The organism is Rhodococcus sp. TAF43 (assembly GCF_052113525.1).
In the GTDB taxonomy this organism is placed as follows: domain Bacteria; phylum Actinomycetota; class Actinomycetes; order Mycobacteriales; family Mycobacteriaceae; genus Prescottella.
The window spans coordinates 1-21,871 of the sequence record NZ_JBFRDL010000019.1 but is presented as its reverse complement, the minus strand read 5'-3'; the positions used below and the strand labels follow the sequence as shown (position 1 = coordinate 21,871).

Below are 21,871 nucleotides of genomic sequence, written 5' to 3'. Positions count from 1 at the left end.
CTCGGAACGTACAAACCTGGCTCGCCCGACCCCGCCACGCATGGCAGCGGGGCCGGTTCTGGGCTGGGGTCAGCTCACCAACGTCCAAGTGCCACAACGCTTGCTGGTGAATGCGACGTCGCCCGGCTGGATGGTGACGACGGCCGGACCGTTCTCGTTACCGTTGGCGAGGATCTCGTCGAAGTCGCCGCTCGTGCCGCTGGACCGCTGCCAGTAGCAGCTGGATGTCCCGCTGTTGCGGTACGTGCCGGGGTTGATGTCCTTGCCGACGAGGAAGATGCCGTCGCCCTTGATCGTGTTCTTCGCGGCAGCCTGTTCCTTCGGCAGCAGTTCCCGCTCGCGGCGAGCGATGTCGGCGCTCTGCTTGTCGAGTTGCGACTTGCGGGAGTCGAGTGCGGTGGTCTCGGAGTCCTTGCGCGCCTGCAGATCCTGCTCCTGCTTCGCGACGGTCTGCTCGCGGGCCTCGACGGCTTTCGTTCGCTCACCGGTCGGGTCGGATGCCCCGGCGGCACCGATACCCACGCCGGCGAGCAGCGCCGCGATCAGCGCGACGACCCACGGCCAGCGGCGGCGTTTGGCGGGCTTCGAGGGTGCAGCGTTCGGGACAGTGAGATCGGGTGTGAAGGTGGGACCGGTCATGTCGAGCTCCTGTAACGGGAAGTGGCACCGCGGGTTCGGAGGCCCGATGTACCGCGGCGCGCCCTCGACGTTCGCGAGAGCCGGACAGACTGACAGACACCACCGACAGGATCGGCGTCGTGCAGGCGCCGCATCGTCAACGGTGCTGCTCCGGTATGGCGGGCGGGGTCGTTGCTGGACCGGCGCGGGGTTCCTCCCGCAATCTCTGCAGTGATCATCCTTGGATCAGGAACCAGTCGATCAAAGTTTGGTGTCTCAAACCATTGATCAATGGGCGTTGACGAGAGGTTTCTCGGCCGTGTCCGGTTCGGTCGGAGCCCTGTGTCAAGATCACCGGACAGGTGCTACATGGGGAGGACGAGTGTCGATGGCGGGGAATTTCGACTTTCTGCAGGCAGAGTGGCCGACACTGCACGCGGAGGCGCGTAAGGCCGAGCGGGACGCGCTGTTCGACGCCCGCACCACGTGTTTCTACGCCCGCCGTACCGTCGAGCTGACGGTCAAGTGGCTGTACCAGGTGGAGTCGCTGCAGGAGCCGTACAAGAGCGATCTGTCGGCGAAGCTCCACGACCCGGCCTTCGTCGCGGTCATCGGTTACGCCCTCCAGACGAAGATGAACCTCATCCGCAAGCTGGGCAATGCCGCGGTGCACGAGGCCCGCCCGGTGCCGCCGGATGCCGGCCGCAAGGCGCTGGTCGAACTGTTCCACGTGCTGTCGTGGCTGGCCCGCAGGTATGCGACGCAGCCGGCCAGCAAGCCGTCGCCGCAGCAGCAGTTCGATCCCGGTCTGCTCCCGAAGCCGGGCGGCGGGGCCGTCGTCGCGAAGACCGTCGCGCAGCTGAAGAAGCTCGAAGGCGACATGGCGGCCAAGGATGCCCTGCTCGAGAAGTCCGAGGCCGAGAAGCTCGATCTGGCAGCGCAGTTGGCGGCCCGTGACGCCGAGAAGCAGGCCTCGGACCTGGAGAAGGCGACGCTCGAACAGCTCGTCGCCGAACTCAAGGCGCAGGTCGCCGAGGCGCAGGCGGCCAGCGCGGCCGTGCTGGACACCCACGACTACGGCGAGGCGCAGACCCGGCGAGACCTCATCGACCTGTTGCTCCATGAATCGGGGTGGCCGCTCGACCGGGCGCGCGATCGCGAGTTTCCCGTCCAGGGCATGCCCGACGGCAAGAACGGCTTCGTCGACTACGTGCTGTGGGGCGACGACGGTCTGCCGCTCGCGGTGGTCGAGGCCAAGCGCACCTCCAAGGATCCGCGGGTGGGGCAGCACCAGGCCAAGCTGTACGCCGACTGCCTCGAACTGCAGACGGGCCGACGCCCGATCATCTACTACACCAATGGATTCGATCACCACATCTGGGACGACACCCGGTACCCACCACGGCCGATCGAAGGGTTCCACACCCGCGACGAACTGGCGCTGATGGTCCAGCGTCGAACGTCCCGTAAGCAGTTGGCCACGATCGAGGTGCCCAAGCACATCGCGGGACGGCCCTATCAGGAGCGCGCCATCCGCCGCGTCGCTGAGCATTTCGAGAGCGACAACCAGCGTGCGGCCCTGCTGGTGATGGCCACCGGGTCCGGCAAGACCCGTACCGTCGTCGCGCTCACCGACATGCTGATGCGGGCCAACTGGGCCAAGCGGGTGCTCTTCCTCGCCGACCGCAAGGCGCTCGTGAAGCAGGCGGTCAACGCCTTCAAAACGCACCTGCCGGACTCGGCGCCGGTGAACCTGTTGACCGACAAGAACACCGAGGGCCGCGTCTACGTCTCGACCTACCCGACGATGATGGGCCTGATCAACGAGGTCGACGGAGGAGAGCGGCGGTTCGGTCCCGGCCACTTCGACCTCGTGGTGATCGACGAGGCGCACCGTTCGGTGTACCAGAAGTACCGCCACATCTTCTCGTATTTCGACTCGCTGCTGCTGGGGCTCACGGCGACCCCGAAGGATCAGGTCGACTACAACACCTACTCGTTGTTCAATCTTGAAACAGGTGTCCCCACAGACGATTACAGTCTGGAACAGGCCATCGCCGACAAGTTCCTGGTGCCCCCGCGCGCGGTGACGGTGCCGCTGGCCTTCCCGCAGCGGGGCATCAAGTACGAGAACCTCAGCGACGAGGAGAAGCAGCGGTGGGAGGATCTCGACTGGGGTGACGACGTCGTCGAGGCCGCGATTCCCGACGGCGTGGACGCCGAGGTCGTCAACAAATGGCTGTTCAACACCGACACCGTCGACAAGGTGCTCGAGATCCTGATGACGCAGGGGCACAAGGTCGAAGGCGGTGACCGGCTCGGCAAGACGATCGTCTTCGCGAAGAATCAGCGGCACGCCGACTTCATCGCCGAGCGCTTCGACGCGAACTATCCGGAGTTCAAGGGTGCGTTCGCGCAGGTGATCACCCATTCGGTGGTCCAGAACCAGGACCTGATCGACCAGTTCTCGCAGCGCGACAAGGAACCGCAGATCGCGATCTCCGTCGACATGCTCGACACCGGCATCGACGTCCCCGAGGTGGTGAACCTCGTCTTCTTCAAGCCCGTCCGCGCCCGGTCGAAGTTCTGGCAGATGGTGGGCCGCGGTACCCGGCTCTGCGAGGACCTGTACGGGCCGGGTCGGGACAAGACCGACTTCTTCATCTTCGACGTGTGCGGGAACTTCGAGTTCTTCAGCGCCCACCCGRATGCCGCGGAGGGCACGCCGGCGGCGTCGCTGTCGCACCGCCTGTTCGCCACCCGGACCGAACTGATTGCGGCACTGGGCAAGAGCGGTGCGGACGTCGATCTGCGTTCGGACACCGCCGACATGCTGCACCGGCAGGTGCAGGGTATGCGGTTGGACAACTTCATCGTCCGCGCGAAACGACGTCAGGTGGAGAAGTACGCCGACCGGGCGGAGTGGGACTCGCTCTCCGAGCAGAGGGTCGCCGAGATCATCGAGAACCTCGCACCGCTGCCGACCACGGTGCGCGATACCGACGAGCTGGCCAAGAGGTTCGACCTGATCGTCCTGCGCGGCCAGTTGGCGGTCGTGCACGCCGACGGCACCCTGCCCAAGTTCGAGGCGCCGATCCGGCAGATCGCCGACGGCCTGCTCGACGAGGGGCTGAACATCCCGAAGGTCAAGGCGAAGGAGGCGCTGCTGCGTGAGGTGGCGGGTGACGAGTGGTGGCAGGACGTCACGCTGCCGATGCTCGAACACGCGCGCCGCGAACTGCGCTCCATCGTCGGACTGCTCGAGAAGAAGAAGCGGACGATCGTCTACACCGACTTCAAGGACACCCTCGGTGATGTCGTCGAGGTCGATATGCCTGTGCTTCGGTCGGGCACCGATGTGGAGCGGTTCACCGCGAAGGTGCGCGACTACCTGCGGCGGCAGCCCGACAACCTGGCGCTGTCGAAGGTCCGCCACGGCAAACCGCTCACGACCGCGGACCTCGCCTCGCTCGAGGAGATGCTCGCCCGCAGTGGTGCAGGTGAGCCGGAGGATCTGGAACGCGCGGTCGAGAATGCCAAGGGACTGGCCCGATTCATCCGCTCACTCGTGGGCCTTGATCAGCAGGCCGCCGCCCAGGCGTTCGCGGAGTTCCTGCACGGCAAGACCGCGACGGCGGACCAGATCGATTTCGTGAATCTGATCATCTCCCACCTGACACGGCACGGCGAGATGGATCCGTCGCTGCTGTTCGAGTCGCCGTTCACCGACAAGGCGCCGCACGGACCCGGGCAGGTATTCGGCGACGACCAGGTGATGCGCCTGGTCCAGGTGATCCGGTCGATCAACGAGTCCGTCGACACCACCGACGCCGCCAGCGCCTGATCCGACCCGCGGCTGTCCCCAGCAGTCACGGTGGCACCCAGGATCGCCGCCGGCCGGAGACTGTGGCGGGTTCGCGGGTGGTTCACCCGGCGGACTCGACCTTCGTGTATACCCGATCTTTGACCCGATATGTCCGCATCGACCACTTTCACATCGAAGGAGCCGTAACGCCGTGACCGCACCGCTGACCAAGGGGCAGAACGCCCCGATCACTGCCGGCGACGTCGTCGTCCTGCTCGATCTGACCGCGGCCGCTGATTTGTCGGCTCTTCTGGTCACCGCGAACGGGAAGGTTCGCTCCGACGCCGACTTCGTCTTCTTCAACCAGCCGAGCGGTCCTGGCGTGCAGCTGCAGCCGGGCCCGCCCGGTCAGGCTGCAACGCTGCGCGTTTCACTCACGTCGGTGCCCGCCGACATCGACCAGATTCGTACCGTCATCACCCTCGAGGACGCCACGTCGACGTTCGGTCGCTATGGCGCTCCGACCGCGCGTCTGGCCGATGCCAACGGAAACACACTGTACGAGTATCGGATCGACGGCCTCGACACCGAGTCGATCGTGATCGCACTCGAGCTGTACCGGCGACAGGGCGGGTGGAAGGTACGCGCCGTCGGGCAGGGATACGCGGGCGGTTTCGCCGCGCTGGTCACCGACCACGGCGTCTCGGTGGACGACGAACCGGCCGCTCCTGCGGCTCCTGTCGCGCCGCCGGCGCCCCCCGCGCCGCCTGCGGCTGCGCCGGCCCCTGCCGCGCCGCCGGTTCACCCGGCGCCCCCGGCCGCGGGTGCCGAAGTCAGCCTCGTGAAGGGCCGCCCGGTCAGCCTGACCAAGGGCCAGAAGGTGAGCCTCCGCAAGGACGGCGGGGTGGCCCTCACCATGGTGAGCATGGGCCTGGGTTGGGATCCGATCGAGAAGCGAGGAATGTTCGGCAGCCGCGCCGTCGACGTCGACCTCGACGCCTCGGCCGTCCTGATCGCCGACAACCAGATCGTCGACGTCGCGTACTACGGGCAGCTTCGGTCCAAGGATGGCTCGATTCTTCACGAGGGCGACAACCTCACCGGCGTCGGTGACGGTGACGACGAGGTGATCCATGTCGACCTGACGCGGGTACCGCCGTACATCACCACGGTCATCTTCCTGGTCACCTCCTACAAGGGGCACACCTTCGAGCAGGTCAAGAACGCCTTCTGCCGGCTCGTCGACGCCACCACGAGCAGCGAACTCGCCCGATACACCCTGCAGGGTGGCATGCCATTCACGGGCATGGTCATGGCCAAGGTGTTCCGGTCGGGCGGTGACTGGAAGCTCGAAGCGATCGGCGAGGGAATCCAGGCCCGGCACGCCGGCGAGGCCGCACCCCAACTGCACCGGTTCATCGGCGCGTAGAGGACCGACAGTGCACCTGACGCCTGGACAGAACACCGTGCTGTCGACCGCGACTCTGCGGTTCACCGCCAACAGCGCAACTGCACTCGACGTGTCGGCCCTGGTGACCGATTCCTCGCTCCGTGCACTGTCGTCCGACGACTTCGTGTTCTACAACCAACCACGGACGAGCGGAGTCCATCTGGGACCGGACGGCGTCGAGATCGATCTCGACGCCGTCCACCCCGATGCCGGCGCCGTGCTCTGCATCGCGAGCGTCGACCCGAACGCTGCCCCCGATGCGGCTTTCACCCAGCTCACCGCGACGCTGCACGACCACAGCGGAGCGCCTGTCGCCACCGTCGACGTCGGCTGCAGATCCGCTGAATCGGCAGTGATCTGTTGGGAGCTGTACCGGCGAGCCGGGCAGTGGAAGGTCCGCGCAGTCGGGCAGGGATACAACGACGGGCTTGCGGGCCTGATCACTCGGCACGGCGTGGACGTCGACGACGACGCGAGTGAACAACCCGCGGCGCAGATGGCAGCCCCAACCACCGCATACGCGCCGATCGAGCCGCTCGACCCGGACAGGATCGTGGAGCGGTTCGGGATGATCCAGGAAGACGCTGCTCGCTCGGCCGGTGCCCTTATCGCCGCGCGCCAGTTCGCAGAGTCCCGCCTCGACGACGAGATGACCGCGGCGGTAGCCGATCCCGCCACCCGCAACAGCCCGGAAGCGGGGCAGGCGAGGGCACGAGCGCAGCAGCGACACGACACGGTCGTCGAAGAGGCCTTCATCCGATACCGCCGAGACAGCGCCCACCTCGAGGCTGAACTCCAAGCCGTCGGGCCGATGCTGCCGCGACCGTTCGCAGACTGGAACTCTCCAGCCTGGACCAACCTCAGTGCAGGTGGCGGAACCGCAGACGGAATCCGCATCGGGGAACTGTCAGCCCCCCAGTGTGGTCCACTGCGAATCCCGGTGTGTCTGCCGTTCCCACTCCGGCAGCCGCTTCGAATCATCGGCCCGGACACACCCGGAACTTCAGCCGTCGTCTTCGCTGTCGCACTGCGGATGTTGGCCTCCTACGACGACATCGCCCTCGATATCGTCGATCTCAGCGGCGGACTTCGACCGCTGACGTCCGCGCTGTCCCATCGTCCCCACGGAACCACGATCGCAGGTGTCGACGAAGTAGCCGCCTACCTCGAGTCGATCTCCGCGTCGGTCGAACTCGGCATACTCGACGGGGCCGGCGGAGTCCGATGTTCCGCACGTCCCCAGCGGCTTCTCGTTCTGAACCACTTCCCGTTCGGCTACGAGCAGCGGCACTGGCCGGCGATCGCGTTCCTCGCAGAGCATGGCCCGTCGATGGGTGTTTCGATGGTGATCGTGGGCGAAGATTCCTCCTCCGTCGAGGCGATCGACAGCGACCTCGTCCACCGCAGCTACGCCCTTCCGGCCGCGGACCGATCCGAGTGGTGTGACCCGTGGACCTTCAACGACTGGACCTTCACCCCCGATCAGATACCGGCCGACGCCAACCGCCTGGCACAAGTGCTCGCGCACTTCGCGGACCGGTAGCAGGTGCGGTCGGCACCTGTTCTTGGGTCGACGCTGGACTGTGCTGAGTTCTCGGGTGGTGGATCAGCGGCCGGGAGCGACCGCCGTGATGGCCTGTGTGTTCGACTGTTCGGCGGCGTCGAAGCTCGCCGCGATCTTCTCGAACACCGACTGCATCTGCTCGACGACGGTGATGTGATCGGCCAGAGCCTGATCGAGCGGGTAGGCGCCGCCGGACGCCTTCTGCCCGAACTTGCGGGCCAGCGCGACTCCGGAGGGGAGGATGCCGAGGCCGTCGACACGGCTGAGTCCAGCGGCTCCGCGCTTGATCCGATCGAGTTCCCTGACCATTTCGGCGCAGCGTTGCGCACACTGCTCGGCAACGCCAGGTTCCAAGTAGAGAAGACCCGCATCGACCTGATCACCGAGTGCACTCCACGAGTTGCTGTTCACAGCGTCGGCCGTCCTGTCAGTTGGGGATCGTCGGAGCGAGGACCTGGGCGTTTCGAATGGCGAGGGGGCACGGGCCTTCAGGTGGAGTTCTTCCGACGAAGTAGCCCGATTTGATCATCACGGTGTCGGTTCCAGAACTGAACATGACATCGCAGTACTCATTGCGAGTGTCGGATGCCTCGCGGAAGGTGAAGGCCTTCCGGCCGCCTAGGTCGACTGGAGTGAAGTCGGTGAAGCGGTCGTTCTCTCGGACCTCGTCGAGGGTGCGTGCCGCAATGAACACCGTTACCGCTGTGCTTTCACCGCCCCAATCGCACAGATTCCACCCTGGCTGTTTGACCCCGAGGATGTCGCGCGTCTCTGACGCCGGATCCACCCCCGCCGCTCGCAGCGCGTCGTCCGGGATGCTGCACGGGTCGAATGCCGGTTCTGCGGCCCCGGGTGTGGCMGGGTCGGCCTGACCCTCGACGCTCGTCGACCTGCAGCCGGCCAGGCTCAGAACCCCGACCGCGGCGACGGCCACGACAGTACACCGTCCCACAGACCTCACGTTTCCCCCTCGTTCGGCGACGATCCGCTCATTGGATCAGACGCACGGTGACCCCACTCGGTTCCACCGAAGATCTCCACTGACGACGACCGGTGACCCGGGCGACGCCACGGATGCGACACCGGAGTCCTGAGCCATCCCGGCTAGGTTCTGCTCATGACTTCTGCCTCCGGCGCCTACTCCGGCCGGCCGCTGCGCCTCCCCGCTCCGCCGACCATCGAGAACATGTCTGCCCTCGCGCAGGCATGTTCGCACTCGGTTCGTGCCAACACCGGGCACGACCTGCCCTTCACGCTCGCATCTGCACGCGATGTCGACGCCTTTCTCGGCGAGATACGCGACCAGGAGGGCGGCAGCGACTACCTCGCCGAACTCGTGTTCAAGTTCGGCGCCTACCTCGGCGAGCTGCTGGTCCGCCACGCCGGAGGGAGGTGGGTCGAGCCGCCCACCGAGATCGGTGGCTGGCCCGGCATCGAACTGCCTGACGGGACCTTCGCGGACCCCATCGGCAAGGCGTTCAAGCGCGTCGACAACGGCTCCGAGGACGCCGTGCAGTCGTTCGTCGACGTGGCGGTCGACCTCGCCCGCCCCGCCCCGAAGCGGCGCTGGTTCGGGCGGTCACGGTAGCCGCTGCGCGGCAAGCGGTTCGAAGTCGACCTCGGTCGCGCCGAACAACGTCGCGGATTCCGCCCGCAGCACCGGCGCCGCAGCATCCAGCGACGGTCCGAGCAGCCGCAGCGAATTCATCCGCTGCGAGCAGTACACCGGGAACTCGCCTCGCTCGTCACGAGCGGCGGTGTCCCACAACAGCACATCGCCGTTCTCGCTGATGGCGAAAACCTGGAGCGAGTCGACGAGCGCCCAGTTGCCGTCCGGCTCGATCATCCAGTCGAACTCCTCGACCTGCCCGTCGCGGTAGGCCTTCGCTCGTGAGGATCGCGCTCCTGTCCTGGCAGCCGTCGGCGTAGCCGCCCCGCACGGGCGGGTACACGAGCCAGAGCCCGAACAGCCTGCCCCAGCCCAGTTCTCGCACGAAGGCCCGGTACGAGTCGGGAAACCCCGCGCCGTCGGTGAACCGGAAGCTGTCGAGGAAGTCGACGTCGATGTGGGCGAGGGTGGGCGCGCCGAGCAGGCGGAGCGTGGAGAACTCGATCATCGCCAGCGAATCCCGTCCCGCCGCAGGGTGATCGAGACGGCTGCGGCACGAGAGTCGACGCCGAGCTTGGCGTAGATGTGGGCGAGGTGGGTCTTCGCGGTGGCCTCGCTGATGAACAGCCGCCGGCCGAGTTACTTGTTCGTCAGGCCCTCGGCCAGCAGGGTCAGCAGTTCCGCCTCGCGTGCGGTGAGGGCCTGGTCGGGTCGGCGCATCTGGTCGAGCACGCGGGCCGCGACAGGCGGCGACAGCACGCTCTGGCCCACGACCGCGCCGCGGATCGCGGCGAAGATGTCCCGCGGCGCGGAGTCCTTGAGCAGGTAGCCGATCGCGCCCGCGTCGAGTGCGCGCACCACGTCGGCGTCCGTGTCGTAGGTGGTGAACACCAGCACCGGCTGGTCGGGCCGGGCGGCGCGGATGCGTCGAATCGCTTCCACCCCATCGATTCCGGCGCCGAGCGCGAGATCCATCATCACCAGATCCGGTCCGCGGTCCGCGGCGAGCGCGACGGCGTCCTCGCCGGTGTCGGCCTCGCCGGTCACGCCGATGTCGGGTTGCGAGTCCAGCAGGGCGCGCAGCCCCGCGCGCACTACGAGGTGGTCGTCCACCAGCAGCACGGAGATCACGCCGCACCCCCGACCGGAACCTGGGCGGCCACGACGGTGCCCTCGCCGGGTGCGCTCTCCACCGAGAACGTCCCGCCGTCTGCCCCGAGCCCTCGCGATCGCCGTCCCCACCGTTGCCCTGCTGGCCGCGGCCGCTTGCGGATCGACCGACGACGCTGCCGCTCCGCCCACCGCCACGGAGGTCGCGCCCGCCGCGGTCTCGTCGCAACAGCCCGGCGCCGCCGACAAGGGCACCGTCTCCGCGAACCGGCTGGCCGTGGCGACCGCCGGCCGCGCCGCGCAGGCCGCGCTCGCGAAGTGCCAGGCCGACGGCCTCGGCTACGTCACCGTCTCGGTGGTGGACCGCTTCGGCAACGTGCAGGCGATGCTGCGCGGCGACAACGCGGCCCAGCACACCGTGGAGGCGTCGCGGGCCAAGGGCTACACGGCCGCCGCGTTCGGTGCGAACACCAGCCACCTCGCCGGCCGCGCGAAGGGCGACGGCCCGACCGTTGCGGACCTGCCCGGCACGCTGTTCCTGCCCGGTGGTGTCACGGTGAATGTGGGTAACGCGTCGATCGCCGGCATCGGGGTGGGCGGTGCGCCCGACGGCAACGCCGACCAGGCCTGCGCCGCAGCCGGACTCGCCGAGATCGCCGGGAGCGTGCAGTGAGGGCTGCCGTCCTGCTGGCCGCCGTCGCGTCGACGGCGGCCGCGTGCGGCAGCGCCGAGGTGCCCGAGACATATTCCACGCCAGTGTCTTCCGACGTCGCGTCGCCCGGAACCACGCCGGTGTCCACGCCGGAACTCGAAGGGGCGCTCTTCGCGGCGGCACGGGCGGGCGACGCGGTCCGAGTGCGCGACGGTCTCGCCGGCGGAGCCGATGTAGAGGCCCGGGGTGCGGGCGGCCGGACCCCGCTGGTGGAGGCGACCAAGGCGAACGCGGTCGCCGTGGCGGCGGCGCTGATGTGCACAGCACCAACCGATTCGGTGGGACCGCGCTGATCCCGGCGTCCGAGTACGGGCATGTGGAGACCGTGCGGACCCTGATCCGGGCGGGGGTGCCGGTGAACCACGTCAACGACCCGGGTTGGACGGCGCTACACGAGGCGATCGTCTACGGCGACGGATCGGCCCGGTACCTCGATGTCGTGTCCCAGCTGCTCGACGCCGGCGCCGACCCGTCGATCCGCGACGCGCGGGGCCGCACGCCGCTGCAGAATGCGCAGTCCCGCGGCCAGCCCGACATCGTCGCGGTGCTGACCGCGTCGAACGGGAACTGACGGCACGCCCCGAACCCGAACCGTGCCGTGAACTCCCGTTCATCGCTCGAGGTGGGTCGGGAGGTGGGGCGGACAGGCGTCGGGTCAGTCGGGGTCCTGGATCCGGGCCCAGGGCCGGGCGGCCTCGAGTTCGAAGGCGAGTTCGAGGAGGGTGCGCTCGTCGCCGTGGTTCGCGGAGAAGTGCGAGGCCAGGGGCAGACCGTTCGACGTCCGGTGCAGTGGGAGGGAGATGGCCGGTCCGCCGGAGGCGTTGTTGAGCGGGGTGAACGAGGCGTAGGTCACCAGGCGCTCGAACAGTGTGTCGAAATCTTGTGCGGGGGAGAGGTACCCGAGCTTGGGGGTGGTGTGTCCGAGGACCGGGGAGAGCACGACGTCGTACTTCTGGAACGCTCGGGAGTAGGTGCGGGCCGTGCGCCGCAACCGGTACAGCATGCGGGGTGTCTCGACCATGTGCTTGCGGTACATCGCATCCAGTCCGCGGCTGAGATTGTCGGTCTTCTTCGGATCGAACGTCGGTCCGAACATCCGCTTCCCGCCGGCGAGGATCGCGAAGGACAGGAAGCCCCAGTACAGCTTGAAGTCGCGCATGAAGTCCTCGCCGACCGGCAGCGACGCCTCCTCGACATGGTGGCCGAGTTCGTCGAGCAGATCGGCGGTGGATGCCACGGACTTGCGCGTCTCGTCGTCGGTGGGCACCGCGGTCACCGAGTCGGCGATCACGCCGACCCGCAGCCGCGTTGCGGCCGGACCCTCCACCAGGCGAATCGGCGGCAACTTCGGGTTCCGGTAGTACCGCTCGGCCGCGGCGTAGAAGCGGGCGGTGTCGCGCACCGAGCGGCTGATGGCGCCCTGCGTGACGATCCGGATCGGCATGGTCTTGTCGGTCGCATCGGGGATGGTGCGGCCGCGGGTCGGCTTCAGGCCGACGAGCCCGCATGCCGCAGCGGGAATTCGGATGGAGCCGCCCCCGTCGTTCGCGTGCGCGAAGGGCAGAGCGCCGGACGCCACGAGCGCCGCCGAACCGCCGGACGACGCACCGGACGAGTACTCGGGGTTCCACGGGTTCCGGACCGGATCGGCGTCCGCGTACTCGGTGGAGGCGCTGAACCCGAACTCGGGCAGCCGGCTCTTGCCGATGGAGACGGAGCCCGTCGACAGGAACTGGTCCACGAAGTCGCTGTTGCGGTCGGCGGGGGYGGGGGTGAACGCGGCACTGCCCTGCCCGGTGGGCAGCCCCACGACGTCGACGTTGTCCTTGACGATCGTCGGTACACCGGCGAAGACGCCGCGGCGCGGGGTATCGGACAGCTTCAGGGCTCGCTCGAAGTCGCGGGCCTGGATACCGTTCAGCCTGCCCTGGACCTTCTCGGCGCGGTCGATGGCCGCCTGCACGACCTCCCGTGACGACACCTCACCGGCCGCGATGCGGGCGGCGACGCCGGTCGCGTCCAGGTCGCCGAGGGCGTCGTCACCGAATGTGTGGATCCGCGGATCATCGGTCATGTCCGGAGTCTAGGTCGCCGCGGGCTCGGTCCGGGAGGGTTCCAGCGGACGGATCAGCTCGCGTCGGGTCGGTCCGCGATGGCCTCGCGGATCGCCCGCAGTTCGGTGCGCAGTGAGTCGAGTTCGGCCCGGATGTCCTCGGCCCCGCCGGTCGGGGTCTCCGGTTCGGGGGCGGGGGCGGCGACGATCTTCTTGGTGCGTGCTCGTTTCGGTGCCGGCGGGAGGGGAGCGCCGTCGGTCTCTGTCGGCGCCGGGACGAACCCGTTGAGGAAGACGGTGGTGAGGGTCGTCGTCAGGGACTCGATGTCCCGGCTCAGGGTCTTGCGATGCCAGCGCACGGACATGAACACGCATTCGCGCATCATCCGCTGGAACTCGAAAACGTCTATTCCGGAATTGAATTCGCCGCCGCGGACGCCGTCCTCGACGATCCCGAACCAGGCATCGTGGGAAGCCTCGACCGCCGCGGCGATCTCGGTATAGCGGGGGAGCGTGCCGAGGTTCGCGAACTCGTTCTGGTAGATCTCGGTCGCGTACGGATGGGCGTCGGCCGTCTCGAGGGACACGCGCACGATCCTCGCGAGACGCTCGCGCGCGGTCTCCGGCAACTCGACGACGGAGTTGTAGCGCTCCACCAGGTCGGTCAGGAAGCTCACCAGGATCTCGGAGACGATTGCGTCCTTCGAGTTGAAATAGTGATAGAGCGTTCCCGAATTGAGTCCGACTGCCTCGCCGATCTCCCGAATCGTTGTCGCTGTGATGCCACGATCGGAGAACAGTCGTGCCGATTCGGCCAGGATCACCTCGCGTCGGCCCACTGACGCCACGGTTCACTCCTCTTGTTCAGGTATTGATTCGATCGTGTACTACTCGAGGCTAGCAGCGGGTTATCGGCCGCTTTACTGACGAAGCGCTTGTTCGATGGCACCGAATCGGCGGGGCAGGAACAGGACGTATGCCCACACGAAGCCGACGCCCGCCATCAGTGTGCGGCTCACCTCCGCGACGCTCGAGCTGACCACCTGGTTGTCCGGGGCTGCCGAGACCGGGATGAGACGAGGATCGGGACCACCAGCACGGTGACGAGCCGCGGCGTCCAACGCTGCTGTGGCTCGGTCGATGGGACTCCGGTGCCCGTCGAGAGTCCGCCGTCGAGGGTTCCCGTCACCGGGGCAGGCCCTTCGCGCCGGCCGGGGGCGGCGTGTACCGATGACCCCACACCGCGCCCTCGGTAAAGATGCCGAGGTCGTGCGCCCGGTCGAGCGCCTTGCCGATGTCGTCGATCTCCGCGGTCTCCACCATGAAGTGCAGCAGCCCCGGACCCTCGGCCGGATTGAGCCCGAGAGTGTGCTGACGCGGGTTGCAGCCCAGGAAGTAGCTGGTGCCGCCCGGCAGTTCGAGCGAGTTGCGTTCGGCGAATCCCATTACCCCCGTGTAGAAGTCGTAGGTGACCTCGGTGTCGGTCACATTGAGGATCACGTGGCCCATGCCCTGGTCGCCGGTCACGAACCCGGACACCGAGGGCAGGTCGACGGGCCGATGGCTCAGGACGGGTCCGTAGAACAGTTCCACCCGGTTGCCCGACGGATCGTCGAACGCGACGAACCCGGTGACCTGGCGCAGCGCACACTCCGCGGCGGTGCCGGCGTGCGTCGGGATACCGGCGGCCTCGATCCGCTCGACCAGGTGGCGCAGGTCCGTTCGGTCGAGCACCTCGAACCCGACGGCCGCCAATCCCGGTGTCGCGGACTCGGCCACCACGAGGCGCAGGTATCCCAGCGAGAGAACAGGCATTGCATCTCCTCGAATCAGTAGAGCGTTCCGGGGTCGCCGGTGAGCAGGTAGGTGCCGTATTCGTGGTTGACCTTGTCCGGCAGGTTGATTGCGTGATGCTGTCCGGCGTGGACGTCGCGCCACACCGACTGCAGCGCGCTGGACGTCGCGATCGAGCGGGGCCCGCCCACCTGGTACGCCTTGTCCGCGGCGGAGACCGCCACGCCGACCGCGGCGATGTGGTCGCGCTTCGAACGCTGCCGCATCTCCATCGGACGACGTCGGAATCCGCCACGGCCGCAAAGGCGTCGGCCAGGTTCGACTGGAGGATCCGGTATGCGGTGTCGATCTCGAAGTCCGCCTCGGTGAACCGGGCGAGGGTTGCCGGACGGGGAAGTTTGGTGGCGTCTGCGGCCGAGCGGGACTTGTGAATTCCGACCGCCTCGTCGAGCACGCGGCGGGACATCCCGACCAGCGGCACCACGACGGTGTTGACGAACAGGGTGTACCACGGCACCCGGAACAGGGCGCTCGGGTTGACCTCGCGGCCCGGGCAGCGGCCCGCGTACAGGTCCTCGACGTCGAGGACGCGGTGCTCGGGGACGAACACGCCGTCCACGACGATGTCGTTGCTGCCGGTGCCCGCCAGTCCGGACGTGAACCACACGTCGTCGATCCGGTAGTCGGCGCGGCCTCGAACCCGCCCCAGCGTTTGGGCTGGATCAGGCGCATGATGCCCGCATCGCGCAGGATCTTCGCGCTGTCGGCTGCGAGCCTGCGCTCCTCGACGCACTCGGATTCCAGTGCGCTCAGGCGGTCCCCGGCGGCGAGGACGCTATCGATCGCATCGTGCTGGAAAAGCATGTGTGAAAGCTCCTTTCGCCGGCTGGGATGCCGGGTCAGCGGGTGAGGAAGTCGGTCACGAGGGATTCGAAGTCGTGCTTGCGCTCGACCTGCGCCCAGTGCCCGCACTCGCCCAGGACGTGCAGGTCGGCCTTGGGCATGCGGCGCAGTGCGAACAGGGCGCCGTCGAGTGGCAGCATCCGGTCGTCGCGGCCCCACGTGACCAGGTCTTGTGCGGGATCTCGTCGGTGCGCGTCCACAGCGGTGCCTTACCGGGCAGTGCGAGCGACGCCATCACCGCGCGCATGCGCTCGATCGCGCGGGGTGCGGTGGTGTTGGCCCAGCGCTCGTCGAGCAATTGCGGCGTGACGGTGGCCGGGTCGTAGACCATCGAGTCCACCCACGCCTCGAGGGCCTCGCGGGTGGGATCGACGAGGAAGGCGTTGAGCCGACGCGCGCCCTCACTGAGCATCGGTCCCAGCAGCGGCGCGTACAGGCCGCCCGGGCCCATCAGGGCCAGGCGCTCGACGCGTTCCGGGGCGAGCGCCGCGGTCTCGAGCGCGACCCAGCCGCCCATGGAGTTGCCCAGCAGGTGCGCCTTCTCGATCCCGAGGTCGTCGAGCAGCGTCACGATCGACTGCGCGGCGATCTCGGGGTACGGGCGGTCGTACTCCATGTCGGGACTCGCGCCGAAGCCCGGCATGTCGACGACGACGGTACGGAAGTTGCGGGCGAACACCGGGAGGTTCTTCGAGAAGTTGGACCAGCCGGATACGCCCGGGCCGGAACCGTGCAGCAGCACCAGCGGATGGCCGTCGCCGGCCTCGTTGAAGTGCAGTTTGTCCGTGGCGGACGGTCCTCGGGTGGTGTCGACGTAGTCGGGGGTGCTCATGGCGGTCCTATCTCCTGGGCGGGCACGGGCCGGTACCTCCGTGCTCAGAAACATTGAGCTGGAACGAAACTCGCGTGATCTCGTTGAGGCGTGGGAACCGAGCCTACGGTCGAACCGGAAACCAATCATGCGATTGAGTGATATCGGTCTCCGTGTTTCCGGTGCGCGGGATATCCGCATGATCGAACAATTATGTTCGGGATACCGAACTCGAGCTAGGCTCGTGTCGTCACGCACCGAAGAGAGGCATGAGGACATGAACGGCACCGGCGGCTATGCACTTCCCGACCTGGCCTACGACTACGGCGCCCTGGAACCGGCGATCTCCGGCGAGATAATGGAGTTGCACCACGGCGCACATCACGCTGCGTACGTGAGGGGAGCGAACAGCACCATGGAACAACTCCACGAGGCCCGGGCGCGCGGCGGCTACTCGGCGCTCGCCGGCCTCGAACGTGCCCTCGCCTTCAACCTCTCCGGCCACGCGCTGCACTCGATCTTCTGGCGCAACCTGTCGCCGGAAGGCGGCGACCGCCCCGACGGCGAACTGGCGGCCGCGATCGACGAATTCTTCGGCAGCTTCGACAGTTTCCGCGCCGAGATGACGGCGGTGACCGGCACGGTGCAGGGATCGGGGTGGGGCGTGCTGGCCTGGGAACCGGTCGGCGGTCGCCTCGTGGTGCACCAGTTGCACGATCACCACGCGAACTTCGCGGTCACCAGCACGCCGTTGCTCGTGTTCGACGCGTGGGAGCATGCCTTCTACCTGCAGTACCGCAACGTCAAGGCGGACTACATCGAACGGCTGTGGTCGATCATCGACTGGTCCGATGTCGGCCGACGGTTCGACGCGGCCCGGGCCGGTCGGCTCGTCGGTCTGACGGAGGCGAGCGGCGGTGAGTGAACGGCTGGTCGACCGAGTGCACGCGATCAACTGGAACCGGCTGCCCGATCCCAAGGACGCCGAGGTGTGGGACCGCCTCACCGGCAACTTCTGGCTGCCGGAGAAGATCCCACTGTCCAACGATCTGGCGTCGTGGGAAACGCTCACCGACGTCGAGCGGGAGATGACGATCCGGGTGTTCACCGGACTGACGCTGCTCGACACGGCGCAGGCCACCGTCGGCGCCGTCGCGATGATCGCCGACGCCGTCACCCCGCACGAGGAGGCGGTGCTGACGAACATGGCGTTCATGGAGTCGGTGCACGCCAAGAGTTACAGCTCGATCTTCTCGACGCTGTGCTCCACCCGGCAGATCGATGCCGCCTTCGACTGGTCGGAACGGAACCCGCACCTGCAGCGCAAGGCGCAGATCATCGTCGACTACTACCGCGGGGACGACGCGCTGAAGCGCAAGGCGGCATCGGTGATGCTCGAATCGTTCCTGTTCTACAGCGGTTTCTACCTGCCGATGTACTGGGCGAGCCACGGCAAGCTCACCAACACCGCCGACCTCATCCGCCTGATCATCCGCGACGAGGCGGTGCACGGGTACTACATCGGGTACAAGTGCCGGCAGGCGCTCGAACACCTCGACGTCGGCGCCCGCGACGAGCACCGCGCCTACACGTACGAGCTGCTGCAGACCCTCTACGACAACGAGGTCGAGTACGCCGCCGACCTGTACGACGAGGTGGGCTGGACGTCGGACGTGTTGTCCTACATGCGGTTCAACGCGAACAAGGCGCTCGCGAACCTCGGCTACGAGGCGCTGTTCCCGGCATCGGACTGCGAGGTCAACCCCGCGATCCTGTCGTCGCTGGACCCCGGGGCCGGAGAAAACCACGACTTCTTCTCCGGCTCCGGCAGCGCCTACGTCATCGGGAAGCAGAAGCCGACCGAGGACGCCGACTGGGACTTCTGAGCGTGCTCTACGCGGCGCGCCGCAGCTCCGCGCGCAGGTGGTGCGTCATCGGCGTCGTGTCGAAGGCCATCCACATGTCGTAGCTGAGCACGTCGCCGTCGACGGCGAAGCGGCGCCGGATCTCGTGGACCGGCTTGGCGTCGGGCGACGCGCTCAGCGCGTGCGGTGCGAAGTCGAGGATGCCGTCGGACAGTGTGGCGCGGTGGATTTCGACGAAACCGGTCGGCTGGGTGACGAGCAGTTCGGCGACGCCGTCCGTGAGTCGCAGGTAGCCGGTCTCGGTGTGCATCGGCATGCCGCCGCCGGGCTTGCGGGTGCGGGAGCGGTAGAACAGGAACGGCTTTCCGCTGGGGGAGAGCTCGATCTCCTCGTCGTACGCGAAGTCGTCGATCGTCGGGTAGTGGCCGGCACCCCCGCCCACCCAGCGTCCGGCGAAGGCGGCGAGATCACCGAGAGGGGCGAGCAGGTCGGGCTGCGTCTGGTCCATGCCGTCAGTCTAGGAACCGCGGGGTGCGTCGACCTGCTCGGCGGGTGCCGGGGTGTGGGGCCCACGGACAGCGCGTCGGGCAATGGCCGCGACGGCGGAGACGGCGACGATGGCGCCCGCCGCGATCGGACCGGCGGGGCTGTCCGGGAACAAGCCCTCGAGCAGCAGCCAGGCGCCGAACGCGAAGAACAGCACCGCGGCGCCGATCTTGACGACCGCCTCGGGCAGATGCTTGCCGAGCAGCGCGCCGACGACGATCGCGAGGGCGTCCGCGGCCACCATGCCGACCGTCGATCCGATCCACACGCCAACCCAGTCGTTGTCCGCTGCGAGCGTGACGGTGGCGAGCATGGTCTTGTCGCCTAGTTCGGCGAGGAAGAACGCCGACGCGACCGCCAGGAAGGCCGATCCGGTGACCTTGCGGGCCTTCTGCTCCTCCTCGTCGGAGAGCTTGTCGCCACGCAGTGTCCACAGGCCGAAGATCAGGAAGGCGACGCCGCCGAGGATCGACATGGCGGTGGTCGGAATCGCGGCACCGAGGAAGTGGCCGACGCCGACGGAGACCAGGTGCACGACGGTGGTCGCCACCGTGATGCCGGCGATCACCACCCACCAGCGGTAACGCAGCGCGAACGTCATCGCCATGAGCTGGGACTTGTCGCCCAGTTCGGCGACGAAGATGACGCCGAAACTCAGCAGTGTCGCGGCCAGCATGTATGTACCCCTCCTCCGGATTTCTCGCTTCTCGGAGGATGTCGGGAAACCTTCCTCCGGCCCCGAACGCCACGTATGCGTTCACGGCCGAAGGTCTCGCCCACCGGAGAAGATCCGGTCCGCTGGGCCGGGCGGGCACTGCAATGTGCCGGCCAGTATGTCGACCCAGCGATTGGGGGCTACTCCCCTTCGCTGAGGCAACGATAACTCCGGATCAGCGAAAGTGCAAAGGCGACAATAAGTTTGGAATCCCGAACTTTCTTCTTCCGCAACCGTTCACGCGGCGAGCAGCATCGCCAGAACTGCGGTGTCGGGATCGCTGATCGGATCGATACCCACACGCGAAATCATCGATGTGACAGTGCCGTCCGCCTCCGCCTCCACCCACGCCGCGCGGTGTTCGAGCCCGAGATGCGGCAGGCCGGGGAGCAGCACGCACCCGGATGCCACCCCGGCGCACTCGGGAAGCGACGGGACGGTCTCCGCAGGCGGGTGCAGGACCAGCAGTGCCGGGGGCAGATGATCGACGAAGCGCCCCGGCGCGACAGCGGACTCGCCGAGCACGGGTCCTTCGGAGACGATCAGACCGACCGTTCCGGGTGCGGGATCGTCGGGGAGTTCCTCCCGCGCCCCGAAGACGGTCGACGTGGGCAGCAGGCCGGGCAGGGATGCGATCCGCACGGCAAGGGCCAGCAGCTGCGCCCACTCGCGGGTCGTGTCGGGCCAGCGTCCCGAGATCACGAAGCCACGGAGGTCGCCGGAGGCGTGGAACGGTGCGACCCCGACATATTCGTGCTCGTTCATCGCGACCCCGATTCTCCCGTGCGGCACCTGGCGACGGGAGCAGCCGGGCGGGCCCCTGTGGTCGGAGCCCGCCCGGCGCGCACGTCGTTCACACCTCGTTGGGTACTACGAGCATGCGCTCCTGTATCGCTGGCACACAAGGGGTCCCGAGTGYCAGCCGGGAGTCAGAAACCCGCACCCGGAACCTGTACCCGCAGGCGCCGGATCGCGCCGCCGCCGATGCGGATCGCGTCCTCCGGGACCCACGTGTCGGCCGTGCACACGAACAGGTCGCGGCCGTCCTCGCCGCCCAGCGCGACGGCGTACGGGTGCGGCACCGCGATGCGTTCGGCCACCTCGCCGGCGGCGGTCACCCGGATCACCTCCTGGTTGAACGGTGAGGCCACCCAGACCGAGCCCTCGGCGTCGAGCGCGATGCCGTCGGGCAGGACCGCCGCGTCGTCGAACTCGACGAGCGTGCGCCGGTTCACGAGGCTGCCGTCGGCCTCGATCGTGAAGGCGGTCAGCCGTCCCGGGGACGCACGGGTCTCGGCGACGATCAGCGTCGCACCGTCCGGGGTGATCACCATGCCGTTGGCGAACAGCATCTCGGTCGCGACGACGTGCGCGGTACCGTCCGGTTCGACCATCGCCAGGTCGGCGGGGAACGGCGGTGCCGGGGGCGCGCTGTCGTCACCGTAGTTGCCGACGTAGGCGCGCCCGGACGCGTCGACCGCCATGTCGTTGAGGTGCCACGGCGCGATGCCGTGGAGATCGGCGTGGACGGTGAGCGTGCCGTCGTCCTCGAGGCGGTACACCTTCCGTTCCTGCACGGACGCAACGAGCAGGCGGCCGTCGGGCAGGAAGCCCAGCCCGCCGGCCTGGCCGGGGACCTCGACGACCCGCTCGACCTCGCCGGTCGCCGGATCGAGGCGCAGGACGACACCGCGGTAGATGTCGGAGAACCACAGGCGGCCCTCCCGCCAGCGCGGGCACTCGGGGAAGGCAAGGCCCGTGGTGATGGTCTCGATTGTGATGTCCGTCATAGCAGCCACGATACCCATCGCGGTGAATCTCCCATTCACCCAACCGGATTGAGTGGACTCGGTGGCGGCCCGGGTGGTCTCACTCCGGAGTCGGGTCAGGGCTCGCAGCGCTGCAGCTACGCGACGTACGCGATGAACGGCGTTGCGACACAAACATGTCTGATTCTCGAGGACCCAGACGACGACTATGCCAACTCGCGTTTCGCGCACTTGTCGCGATTCTCCGGGCGCGGCAACGGCGATAAGTGCGCAAAGCGCGGTGGACGTGAGCGCGGAGCGCGACAAGTGCAAAGCGCGGGAGTGGGGGCAGCGCAGCGGCGCCGCGCCCGACGAATCGGGGGCGGCGCCGCTGAGATGTCTGGAGTGCTTTGCGCGCAGATCAGGCGGGGACGATGAGTCCGGCGGTCTGGGTGCGGGCGGCGGCGAAGCGGGTGGCGACGTCGTTCCAGTTGACGATGTTCCAGAAGGCGTTGACGTAGTCGCCCTTGACGTTCTGGTAGTCGAGGTAGAAGGCGTGTTCCCACAT

The 21,871-nt window shown here is 67.8% G+C and carries 23 protein-coding genes and 1 pseudogene; 9 read left to right on the top strand and 15 right to left on the bottom strand.

Annotated features, from left to right (window positions below):
• Positions 1 to 69 precede the first annotated feature (69 nt).
• Positions 70 to 639: a hypothetical protein gene (locus AB4Z09_RS13915; protein ID WP_442239996.1), complete on the bottom strand. Its 570-nt coding sequence runs from the start codon at positions 637 to 639 to the stop codon at positions 70 to 72.
• 367 nt (positions 640 to 1,006) lie between these two features.
• On the opposite strand from AB4Z09_RS13915, the gene AB4Z09_RS13910 reads away from it, so the two are divergent.
• From AB4Z09_RS13910 to AB4Z09_RS13900, 3 genes are all read left to right on the top strand, one after another.
• Entirely contained in the window at positions 1,007 to 4,462 is a 3,456-nt protein-coding gene (locus AB4Z09_RS13910) for a DEAD/DEAH box helicase family protein (RefSeq protein ID WP_442239995.1), read from the top strand.
• A gap of 172 nt (positions 4,463 to 4,634) precedes the next feature.
• Positions 4,635 to 5,852 carry a TerD family protein gene (locus AB4Z09_RS13905; RefSeq protein WP_442239994.1) on the top strand — a complete coding sequence of 406 codons (1,218 nt, stop codon included), beginning with the start codon at positions 4,635 to 4,637 and terminating at the stop codon, positions 5,850 to 5,852.
• A gap of 10 nt (positions 5,853 to 5,862) precedes the next feature.
• Positions 5,863 to 7,416 carry a TerD family protein gene (locus AB4Z09_RS13900; protein WP_442239993.1) on the top strand — a complete coding sequence of 518 codons (1,554 nt, stop codon included), beginning with the start codon at positions 5,863 to 5,865 and terminating at the stop codon, positions 7,414 to 7,416.
• Positions 7,417 to 7,479: 63 nt separating this feature from the next.
• On the opposite strand, the gene AB4Z09_RS13895 is transcribed toward AB4Z09_RS13900, so the two are convergent.
• Positions 7,480 to 7,746, bottom strand: a complete 267-nt coding sequence (locus AB4Z09_RS13895; protein WP_442239992.1) for a hypothetical protein — start codon at positions 7,744 to 7,746, stop codon at positions 7,480 to 7,482.
• 118 nt (positions 7,747 to 7,864) lie between these two features.
• Positions 7,865 to 8,371, bottom strand: coding sequence for a DUF3558 domain-containing protein (locus AB4Z09_RS13890; RefSeq protein WP_442239991.1), 507 nt, complete (start codon positions 8,369 to 8,371; stop codon positions 7,865 to 7,867).
• Positions 8,372 to 8,554: 183 nt separating this feature from the next.
• On the opposite strand from AB4Z09_RS13890, the gene AB4Z09_RS13885 reads away from it, so the two are divergent.
• Positions 8,555 to 9,025 (top strand): hypothetical protein, encoded by a 471-nt coding sequence (locus tag AB4Z09_RS13885; protein WP_442239990.1) that lies wholly within the window; start codon positions 8,555 to 8,557, stop codon positions 9,023 to 9,025.
• Here the strand turns inward: AB4Z09_RS13885 and AB4Z09_RS13880 are convergent.
• Positions 9,017 to 9,283 carry a hypothetical protein gene (locus AB4Z09_RS13880; RefSeq protein WP_442239989.1) on the bottom strand — a complete coding sequence of 89 codons (267 nt, stop codon included), beginning with the start codon at positions 9,281 to 9,283 and terminating at the stop codon, positions 9,017 to 9,019. The two genes, AB4Z09_RS13885 and AB4Z09_RS13880, sit on opposite strands and share 9 nt — an antisense overlap.
• A 267-nt stretch (positions 9,284 to 9,550) precedes the next feature.
• A pseudogene (locus AB4Z09_RS13875) lies at positions 9,551 to 10,177 on the bottom strand (response regulator).
• A 49-nt stretch (positions 10,178 to 10,226) separates the two neighbouring features.
• Between AB4Z09_RS13875 and AB4Z09_RS13870 the strand changes: the two are divergent.
• Genes AB4Z09_RS13870 through AB4Z09_RS13860 form a run of 3 tightly spaced genes read left to right on the top strand, consistent with a single transcriptional unit; the run spans position 10,227 to position 11,439 of the window.
• Positions 10,227 to 10,829, top strand: coding sequence for a GlcG/HbpS family heme-binding protein (locus AB4Z09_RS13870; protein WP_442239988.1), 603 nt, complete (start codon positions 10,227 to 10,229; stop codon positions 10,827 to 10,829).
• Positions 10,826 to 11,161 (top strand): hypothetical protein, encoded by a 336-nt coding sequence (locus AB4Z09_RS13865; protein WP_442239987.1) that lies wholly within the window; start codon positions 10,826 to 10,828, stop codon positions 11,159 to 11,161. Before AB4Z09_RS13870 ends, AB4Z09_RS13865 begins: the two co-directional genes overlap by 4 nt.
• Positions 11,125 to 11,439 (top strand): ankyrin repeat domain-containing protein, encoded by a 315-nt coding sequence (locus AB4Z09_RS13860; protein WP_442239986.1) that lies wholly within the window; start codon positions 11,125 to 11,127, stop codon positions 11,437 to 11,439. The genes AB4Z09_RS13865 and AB4Z09_RS13860 overlap by 37 nt, the downstream gene beginning before the upstream one ends.
• A gap of 84 nt (positions 11,440 to 11,523) precedes the next feature.
• Here AB4Z09_RS13860 and AB4Z09_RS13855 read toward each other — a convergent pair whose 3' ends face one another.
• The 5 genes from AB4Z09_RS13855 to AB4Z09_RS13835 all read right to left on the bottom strand — a co-directional run bounded on the left by AB4Z09_RS13855 (position 11,524) and on the right by AB4Z09_RS13835 (position 16,450).
• Positions 11,524 to 12,942: an amidase gene (locus AB4Z09_RS13855; RefSeq protein ID WP_442239985.1), complete on the bottom strand. Its 1,419-nt coding sequence runs from the start codon at positions 12,940 to 12,942 to the stop codon at positions 11,524 to 11,526.
• 53 nt (positions 12,943 to 12,995) lie between these two features.
• Complete coding sequence (locus tag AB4Z09_RS13850; RefSeq protein WP_429520129.1) at positions 12,996 to 13,769, bottom strand: TetR/AcrR family transcriptional regulator; 774 nt, start codon at positions 13,767 to 13,769, stop codon at positions 12,996 to 12,998.
• A gap of 337 nt (positions 13,770 to 14,106) precedes the next feature.
• Complete coding sequence (locus tag AB4Z09_RS13845) at positions 14,107 to 14,736, bottom strand: VOC family protein (protein WP_442239984.1); 630 nt, start codon at positions 14,734 to 14,736, stop codon at positions 14,107 to 14,109.
• A gap of 14 nt (positions 14,737 to 14,750) precedes the next feature.
• On the bottom strand, positions 14,751 to 14,981 hold the full coding sequence (locus AB4Z09_RS13840) for a hypothetical protein (protein ID WP_442239983.1): 231 nt from the start codon (positions 14,979 to 14,981) through the stop codon (positions 14,751 to 14,753).
• Between the two features lie 653 nt (positions 14,982 to 15,634).
• Positions 15,635 to 16,450: an alpha/beta fold hydrolase gene (locus tag AB4Z09_RS13835; RefSeq protein WP_442239982.1), complete on the bottom strand. Its 816-nt coding sequence runs from the start codon at positions 16,448 to 16,450 to the stop codon at positions 15,635 to 15,637.
• 256 nt (positions 16,451 to 16,706) lie between these two features.
• Here AB4Z09_RS13835 and AB4Z09_RS13830 point away from each other — a divergent pair, with 256 nt between their 5' ends.
• Together AB4Z09_RS13830 and nrdF are read left to right on the top strand one after the other, a co-directional pair.
• Positions 16,707 to 17,354 carry a superoxide dismutase gene (locus AB4Z09_RS13830; RefSeq protein WP_442239981.1) on the top strand — a complete coding sequence of 216 codons (648 nt, stop codon included), beginning with the start codon at positions 16,707 to 16,709 and terminating at the stop codon, positions 17,352 to 17,354.
• A complete protein-coding gene (nrdF, locus tag AB4Z09_RS13825; RefSeq protein WP_442239980.1) occupies positions 17,347 to 18,315 on the top strand; it encodes a class 1b ribonucleoside-diphosphate reductase subunit beta in 969 nt (322 codons plus the stop codon). The genes AB4Z09_RS13830 and nrdF overlap by 8 nt, the downstream gene beginning before the upstream one ends.
• 7 nt (positions 18,316 to 18,322) lie before the next feature.
• On the opposite strand, the gene AB4Z09_RS13820 is transcribed toward nrdF, so the two are convergent.
• The 5 genes from AB4Z09_RS13820 to AB4Z09_RS13800 form a co-directional block, all read right to left on the bottom strand.
• Complete coding sequence (locus AB4Z09_RS13820; RefSeq protein WP_114724045.1) at positions 18,323 to 18,802, bottom strand: FABP family protein; 480 nt, start codon at positions 18,800 to 18,802, stop codon at positions 18,323 to 18,325.
• 9 nt (positions 18,803 to 18,811) lie between these two features.
• Positions 18,812 to 19,516 (bottom strand): TMEM165/GDT1 family protein, encoded by a 705-nt coding sequence (locus AB4Z09_RS13815; RefSeq protein ID WP_442239979.1) that lies wholly within the window; start codon positions 19,514 to 19,516, stop codon positions 18,812 to 18,814.
• 276 nt (positions 19,517 to 19,792) lie between these two features.
• A complete protein-coding gene (locus tag AB4Z09_RS13810) occupies positions 19,793 to 20,320 on the bottom strand; it encodes a peptidase (RefSeq protein WP_114724056.1) in 528 nt (175 codons plus the stop codon).
• A 164-nt stretch (positions 20,321 to 20,484) separates the two neighbouring features.
• A complete protein-coding gene (locus tag AB4Z09_RS13805; RefSeq protein ID WP_442239978.1) occupies positions 20,485 to 21,555 on the bottom strand; it encodes an SMP-30/gluconolactonase/LRE family protein in 1,071 nt (356 codons plus the stop codon).
• A 169-nt stretch (positions 21,556 to 21,724) separates the two neighbouring features.
• On the bottom strand, positions 21,725 to 21,871 hold a 147-nt coding region (locus AB4Z09_RS13800), incomplete at its 5' end, for a Fe-Mn family superoxide dismutase (protein ID WP_442240028.1).

Bases quoted from the DNA above. Each gene is read 5' to 3' on its own strand.
- AB4Z09_RS13915 (WP_442239996.1), bottom strand. From the start codon at position 639: ATGACCGGTCCCACCTTCACACCCGATCTCACTGTCCCGAACGCTGCA.
- AB4Z09_RS13895 (WP_442239992.1), bottom strand. From the start codon at position 7,746: ATGGTCAGGGAACTCGATCGGATCAAGCGCGGAGCCGCTGGACTCAGC.
- AB4Z09_RS13885 (WP_442239990.1), top strand. From the start codon at position 8,555: ATGACTTCTGCCTCCGGCGCCTACTCCGGCCGGCCGCTGCGCCTCCCC.
- AB4Z09_RS13880 (WP_442239989.1), bottom strand. From the start codon at position 9,283: ATGATCGAGCCGGACGGCAACTGGGCGCTCGTCGACTCGCTCCAGGTT.
- AB4Z09_RS13845 (WP_442239984.1), bottom strand. From the start codon at position 14,736: ATGCCTGTTCTCTCGCTGGGATACCTGCGCCTCGTGGTGGCCGAGTCC.
- AB4Z09_RS13840 (WP_442239983.1), bottom strand. From the start codon at position 14,981: ATGCGGCAGCGTTCGAAGCGCGACCACATCGCCGCGGTCGGCGTGGCG.
- AB4Z09_RS13835 (WP_442239982.1), bottom strand. From the start codon at position 16,450: ATGAGCACCCCCGACTACGTCGACACCACCCGAGGACCGTCCGCCACG.
- AB4Z09_RS13830 (WP_442239981.1), top strand. From the start codon at position 16,707: ATGAACGGCACCGGCGGCTATGCACTTCCCGACCTGGCCTACGACTAC.
- AB4Z09_RS13820 (WP_114724045.1), bottom strand. From the start codon at position 18,802: ATGGACCAGACGCAGCCCGACCTGCTCGCCCCTCTCGGTGATCTCGCC.
- AB4Z09_RS13815 (WP_442239979.1), bottom strand. From the start codon at position 19,516: ATGCTGGCCGCGACACTGCTGAGTTTCGGCGTCATCTTCGTCGCCGAA.
- AB4Z09_RS13810 (WP_114724056.1), bottom strand. From the start codon at position 20,320: ATGAACGAGCACGAATATGTCGGGGTCGCACCGTTCCACGCCTCCGGC.